Genomic DNA, 6,736 nt, shown 5'->3' on the forward strand with positions numbered 1-6,736 from the left:
AGGCTTCTTTCTCATAGCCTTTATTGTGGCATTAGGTAAGCTTATTTTCTTTCAGGATTATGAGGTGTTTCAAAAGATTGTACAGTCAACTTTTGAGATGTCTAAGGTTGGTTTTGAGATATCTATCTACCTCACAGGTGTAATGTCGCTATGGTTGGGCCTAATGAAAATCGGTGAAGAAGGTGGCATGGTAAAAATCCTTTCTAAGCTTGTAGGGCCTTTTTTCGTAAAACTGTTTCCCGGTATACCTAGAGATCATCCCGCATCTGGTTCAATTATCATGAATTTCTCTGCCAATATGCTTGGCCTGGACAATGCCGCCACGCCACTTGGCCTTAAGGCTATGAAAGAGATGCAGACCCTCAACGACACGCCTGATACTGCTTCTAATGCGCAGATTATGTTTTTGGTGTTAAATACTTCAGGGTTGTCCATCATACCTTTGACTGTAATCCTTGATCGCTCAGTAATGGGCGCAGAATATCCTACCGATATATTCTTACCAGTCTTATTAGCTACCTCCTTTTCTACATTTGTTGGTCTTATTACCATAGCAATCTATCAAAAAATCAACTTGCTTGACAAAACGATCATTGCTTATCTGGGCACTTTTGCCGTTGTAATCGGGGCTTTAGTCTACTATTTCACCACTATACCTCAAGAGAAGCTGGGTGTTATATCATCAGTTGCAAGTAACCTCATCATATTTTCGTTTATCATATTTTTCCTGTTATTGGGCATTAGAAAGAAGATCAACCTCTATGAAACCTTTATTGAAGGAGCTAAAGAAGGTTTTGCTATAGCCATTAAAATCATACCATACCTGATAGCACTACTCGTGGCTATTGGTGTATTCAGAGCTTCGGGTGCCTTTGATTTTATGATCAATGGTATCGCCTCTTTAGTATCACTATTTGGTGTTAATACCGATTTTGTTGACGCGCTGCCCACAGCTTTTATGAAGCCTCTCAGCGGTAGTGGTGCAAGAAGCATGATGCTGGAAACGATGGAAACACATGGGGTTGACTCGTTTGCAGGTAAACTTTCCAGCGTACTTAGAGGAGCCACAGAAACCACCTTTTATATAGTAGCGGTTTATTTTGGCTCTGTGAATATTAGCAAAACCCGATATGCGATTACAGCAGGATTGATAGCCGATTTAGCAGGTATAATCGCAGCGATTCTTTTAGGTTATATGTTTTTCCATTGAGATACAATTAGTATATTACGCATTACTTCAATACATAAATAACGAATCATGACAGCTGAAAAGAAGATAGACATTCAAAAAACGATTTACGACAACGCGAAAAGCCATTTTTTGGGAAATTTCCCAGACTCGTTACCGATTGAGCAAGCTTACGTTCATATAGGCATGTATCTTGGCTGGGTTATCGACAATCAATTATACAGTGAGTATTTTGAAGACGAAGCCGAAATGCAAATTTTCAGATTTTCGAGAAGAGAGATCTCTTGTACTATCTTAAGCGAAATTTGGGATGGCTATCTTGGCTATGAGCTATTTAACAAAACAGGTAATATGTTTACCTATTACTATTATGGAGGTGGCCTCTATAGAAATGATTATGATGAAGTACTTGTACAAAAATTACCTTCTATCTATCATGTAAAGGATAGCTGGGACAATTACCAGTCTATCGTAAATAGAATTGACATGAGATTTCAGGACTGGAAAAAGCTAGTCGGACAACAATAAACTTTAAAGCGCTTGTCACAAAAAGAAAGGCTGATCAAATCGATCAGCCTTTCTTTTTGAGTAATACTTGTTATCATTGATTTACCACAGCGCCTTCCTTAGAAAGTGTAAGCTTGGCTCCCAACAATGATCCACCAGCACCTGAGACATTACCTACATCATAATTGATAATGATTTCACCCGTTTGTATGTTATAGCCCAACGAGTCAGGCTTTTTGGCCAATTTTAAATTCGTTACCCAACTCAATCCTTTTTGATTAGCCCTCGCTGCTGTAGCCGCGAAACCTTCTTCTTCTTGTAGTGGTGAATAAAATAACGTGAAATATAAATTTTCTTCATCAGTCGACATCACAAGGCTTTTTGACTCTATATTTTTATAGTTATCCGGCTTTGAAAAATTTGAGTCTAACTCAAAAACAATCTTTATATCTTGTTGCCTACTAGGTGTAATGTTCGCCAAATAACCTTTGCCAGAATCAACTTCATGCATTACAATACCCGCAGTAATCAAACTGTCGATCAATAAAGGTGCATATTGAGACTTAGAAACATCTTCTATATCAAACAAAGGAATACTATCCCCTTCTGCTGCCAACCATCTGGAGCTTTCCAAAACACTCATATAAGTGCCCATGTGATCATTCAAAACTTTCCCTATGTTTGAATCCTGCTCGGACAAATATGACCTGAGGCCATCAACTGACTTATATTGACTCGAAACAAACGCTGCGTAATTTTCACTTTCTTCTTCAAGGTCGAGTTCAGAGGTTTGAACAAGCAGGCTGTCTACTTCGCGTATTTTAACTACCAATGGCTCTAATTTTTTGAGCTGATAATTTACATCTACAGAATCCTTCTCCCAGTCCAACATGTGAGATTTATACTCAAGCATCGACACTTTATACCGGAATAAGACAATAGGCATAGGCCTTGGATCGAAATCTTTTAGTTTTAGAAACTCAGGTATTGCATCGATAGGAGTAATTTCTCCGACAACAGTAACAGAATCCTGAGAAACTTTATTATTCAGTTTATCCAGCTCGTTATCATAACTAATGAGCCTTCCAAATAATGGAACAACCTCTTCCTGGTGTTTATTCTTAACCTGGTCTACCCACTTACTGTAGTCCCAAAATGTGACATTATTGTTGGTAAGGTCTGTCTCACTCTGGCCATCTGCTGGGTAGTCTACAATCTCTTTTACCACCAATTTCTGATTGTAAGACGTATTACCCACACCACTCACTACGTTTTTATAGCTTTGGAAATTCTCTAAGGCCTTTGCATAGCTACTTTTAAGCTCGTCTAATAAATCAAACGTTTCTTCGTCAATACGAAGCAAAAGTTGTTTATCGGAAGGATACCGATTTACCAGATTGGTATACAAATGTTGTGCGGTATCATAAGCATTTTGTGCTTTATAAAAATAATCTGCGAGGGTCTTAACTTTAGACTTACGTTCTTCAAGACTTTTGATCTTACCTTCTATATCGAACTGTATGTCACCTAGCTTAATACCAAACTTGCCCGATCGAATATCTCGTCTTTTGTAAGCCGCATAATATTCTTCATTGCGTTTTAGCTCACGATCATCTATGAGCTGAAGTGATTGTTGATACATTAGAATCGCTGAGTCAGCATTACTTTGAAATGCTTCAGTTTCTAATAAAATATCATTATTAAGCGCTTTCTGATTATAAATCGCCCCCAATTGGTAACTGGCGTTGGGGTTTTTCTCCTTGTTTTTTGGGTCTTTGAGAAACTCCTTAAGAAAAGGTTCTGCATCCTCATACTTCTGAGCTTCGAGCAGAGGATACAGGTCCTTATATTTAATTTTTTGTGCCAACACTGTCTGCATTATGGTGCAACACAACAGTGTGTAAAAAATCCTTTTCATGATCAAGCCTACTTAGTGACAAAGACTAAGTTAACTATAATATGAATATGTTGCGAATTACTTGTTGAAAAGTCCTTTAAGTTCGTTGAGTTTTGATTGAAAATCTCCCTCAGGCTGCTTTTCTTTCCTCTGAGACTTCTTAGGTGCTTTTCTTTGAGGCTCTTTGCCAAAAGGATCGCTCTTCATTGACAAGCCGATTCGTTTACGCTTAATATCCACTTCCATAACCGTAACCGTTACTTTTTGCTGTACAGAAACCTCTTCTGCCGGGTTCTTCACAAATGAATCAGAAAGATGGCTTACGTGCACGAGTCCGTCCTGATGCACCCCAATATCTACAAATGCACCAAAATTGGTAATGTTGGTAACAATGCCCGGCAATACCATCCCAACACGTAAATCTTCCATATGATTGACACCCTCCTGGAAACTGAATACCTCAAATGTCTCGCGAGGGTCTCTTCCCGGCTTGGCTAATTCCTCAACAATATCCTGTAAAGTAGGCATCCCTACATCCTCAGTCACATAGTTCTTCAGGTTAATCTTATTTCTTAAGCTCACATCGTTGATCAAATCCTGAATCGTACAACCAAGATCATCTGCCATTTTTGTTACAATGTGATAGCTTTCAGGGTGTACTGCTGATGCATCTAAAGGATTTTCTGCTTTTCTTATCCGAAGGAAACCGGCTGCCTGCTCAAAGGCCTTGTCTCCCAATCTAGGTACGTTAGTGAGCGCTTTTCTATCTTTAAACGGGCCATTTTGATTTCTAAAATCTACAATAGATTTAGCCAGGCTTGGGCCAAGACCCGATACATAAGAAAGCAACTCTTTGCTTGCAGTATTGAGCTCCACACCTACTGAGTTCACACAACTCATCACCACATCATCTAGCCCGTTTTTTAAGGCCGACTGGTCTACATCATGCTGATATTGACCCACACCAATAGATTTGGGATCTATTTTTACTAATTCTGCCAATGGGTCCATCAATCTACGGCCAATTGACACAGCTCCTCTCACGGTTACATCATAATCAGGAAACTCATTTCTAGCTACCTCAGAGGCCGAATAAACAGAGGCACCACTCTCATTGACCATGATAATCATAATCTCTTTAGGAAGACCCAGACTTTTTACAAAAGCTTCTGTTTCTCTACTGGCCGTACCGTTTCCAATAGCGATTGCTTCAACATTGTATTTAGCACACATCGCCATTACCACATGGCCTGACTGGGTTGTTTGTTTTTGTGGCTCATTAGGGAAAATGGCTTCGTTGTGTAAAAGTTTACCTTGCTTATCAAGCACAACCAGCTTACAACCCGTTCTGAAACCTGGGTCAAGTGCCAGCACATTCTTTTGACCGAGCGGTGCGGCTAAAAGCAACTGACGAAGGTTATCTGCAAATACTCTTATGGCCTCTTCATCGGCCTTGGTTTTACTTACAATTCTTATTTCCGTTTCCATCGAAGGACGCAGCAAACGCTTGTAACAGTCAGCAATAGCTACCTTGACTTGCTCTGCGCTTTCATCATTTGAGCTAACAAATTGTCTTTCTAATATAGAAACCGCTCTATCATCATCTGGACTAATATCCAAAGATAAGATCATCTCTTTCTCACCCCTACGCATGGCAAGAAGTCTGTGAGATGGTGTCTTAGATATTGGCTCATCCCACTCGAAATAATCTTTGTATTTCTGACCTTCCTCTTCTTTGCCTTTAATTACCTTGCTGGTGATTTGTGCCTCTTTCTCAAAGAGCTCTCTTATTTTTTTCCTTGCCTCCTGATCTTCATTAACCCACTCTGCAATAATATCTCTAGCCCCTTGTAAGGCAGCATCGGCATTTTCAACACCTTTCTCATCATTGATAAACTCAGCCGCCTTGGCCTCAACGTCAACACCTGATTGCTCAAAAATAAGCTTTGCCAAAGGCTCGAGTCCTTTTTCTCTTGCGACCGAAGCCTTAGTCTTTCGCTTAGGCTTATACGGCAGATAAATATCTTCAAGCTCTGCTAAGGTCTCGGCTGCATTAATCTCTTTTTCCAGCTCAGGTGTAAGCTTTTCCTGACTATCTATCGATTTTAGTATCGCTTCTCTGCGTTTATCTAAATCTCTGAGTTGAGTAACACGGTCACGAATATCAGTAATAGCTACCTCATCAAGGCTACCCGTCATTTCCTTTCTATATCGAGAAATAAAGGGAACCGTTGCGCCTCCATCCAATAACTCCACCACAGATTTAACCTGTTTCTCACTTATATTAAGTTCTTTAGCTACTTTTAAAATGTTACTCATATTGTAAAATTAATGCTTTTCGTTTTTTAGACAGCTGGCAAATCTAATTTAGAAATAGGAATTGATACAACTGATCGTATCTAAAAATGACCTGCAAATTTGACAGTCGTATTGTGTCAGTCTTCTGACGCTACAATAAACGACAAAATTGTAAGTTTGTGATGTATGGGGAAGGTAAAATTAAAGAAAGAACTTAAAGAATGGGGCGTAATTGCAGTGGTGCTTCTTACACTTTATCTCACTGGATTACACACAGAAGTTGCAGCCTTTGCCCAGCGCGCCATACTTGCCACGGGTATAATCACTCCTGATACAGAACTACCAACCGAAGAAAGAGAAATTATTGATTATGAATTAGATCTAAGGGATCTATCTGGCAATCGCATTAATTTGAGAGAGTTTAAAGGCAAAGTGCTATTTATTAATGTATGGGCCACGTGGTGCCCGCCTTGCATTGCAGAAATGCCTGGTATACAAGATTTGTATGATGAAGTGGATAAATCATCTATAGAATTTATCATGCTTTCTATGGATGACAACGAAGGTAAGGTGAAGCAATTTATAGATAGAAAAGAGTACACTTTTCCCGTGTACACCCCGGCTAGTCGGGTACCGGAGGTATTAAGAGCGCCCTCTATACCGACCACCTTTGTGGTGAGTAAAGAAGGACAAATTGTGGCCAAAAAAGTCGGTATGGCCAGATATGACTCAAAGTCTTTTAAGAAATTTCTTCAGAAATGGGCAGATAAGGGCTCAGCGTTTTGAGCAGAGCGCTTAGAGGTTTAAGTATCTTATATTCGTCTGACCACTTTGAGTGGTCTGAC

Annotated in this window: 5 protein-coding genes; 3 read left to right on the plus strand and 2 right to left on the minus strand. The window is 39.6% G+C overall.

The features are described 5' to 3' along the window. Nucleotides 1–1,210 (plus strand): nucleoside recognition domain-containing protein (locus tag E1176_RS08455; RefSeq protein ID WP_155210174.1); only part of this gene is annotated, 1,210 nt, incomplete at its 5' end. Between the two features lie 48 nt (nucleotides 1,211–1,258). Then, complete coding sequence (locus E1176_RS08460) at nucleotides 1,259–1,717, plus strand: DUF7832 domain-containing protein (RefSeq protein WP_155210175.1); 459 nt, start codon at nucleotides 1,259–1,261, stop codon at nucleotides 1,715–1,717. Nucleotides 1,718–1,790: 73 nt separating this feature from the next. Here E1176_RS08460 and E1176_RS08465 read toward each other — a convergent pair whose 3' ends face one another. Both E1176_RS08465 and E1176_RS08470 read right to left on the minus strand, forming a co-directional pair. Next, nucleotides 1,791–3,614, minus strand: coding sequence for a tetratricopeptide repeat protein (locus tag E1176_RS08465; protein ID WP_155210176.1), 1,824 nt, complete (start codon nucleotides 3,612–3,614; stop codon nucleotides 1,791–1,793). Nucleotides 3,615–3,671: 57 nt separating this feature from the next. After that, a complete protein-coding gene (locus E1176_RS08470) occupies nucleotides 3,672–5,912 on the minus strand; it encodes a Tex family protein (RefSeq protein ID WP_155210177.1) in 2,241 nt (746 codons plus the stop codon). Between the two features lie 165 nt (nucleotides 5,913–6,077). On the opposite strand from E1176_RS08470, the gene E1176_RS08475 reads away from it, so the two are divergent. Then, on the plus strand, nucleotides 6,078–6,677 hold the full coding sequence (locus tag E1176_RS08475) for a TlpA family protein disulfide reductase (RefSeq protein WP_155210178.1): 600 nt from the start codon (nucleotides 6,078–6,080) through the stop codon (nucleotides 6,675–6,677). Nucleotides 6,678–6,736 lie beyond the last annotated feature (59 nt).

The sequence above is a fragment of the Fulvivirga aurantia genome, assembly GCF_009711475.1.
Classification (GTDB): Bacteria; Bacteroidota; Bacteroidia; order Cytophagales; family Cyclobacteriaceae; genus Fulvivirga; species Fulvivirga aurantia.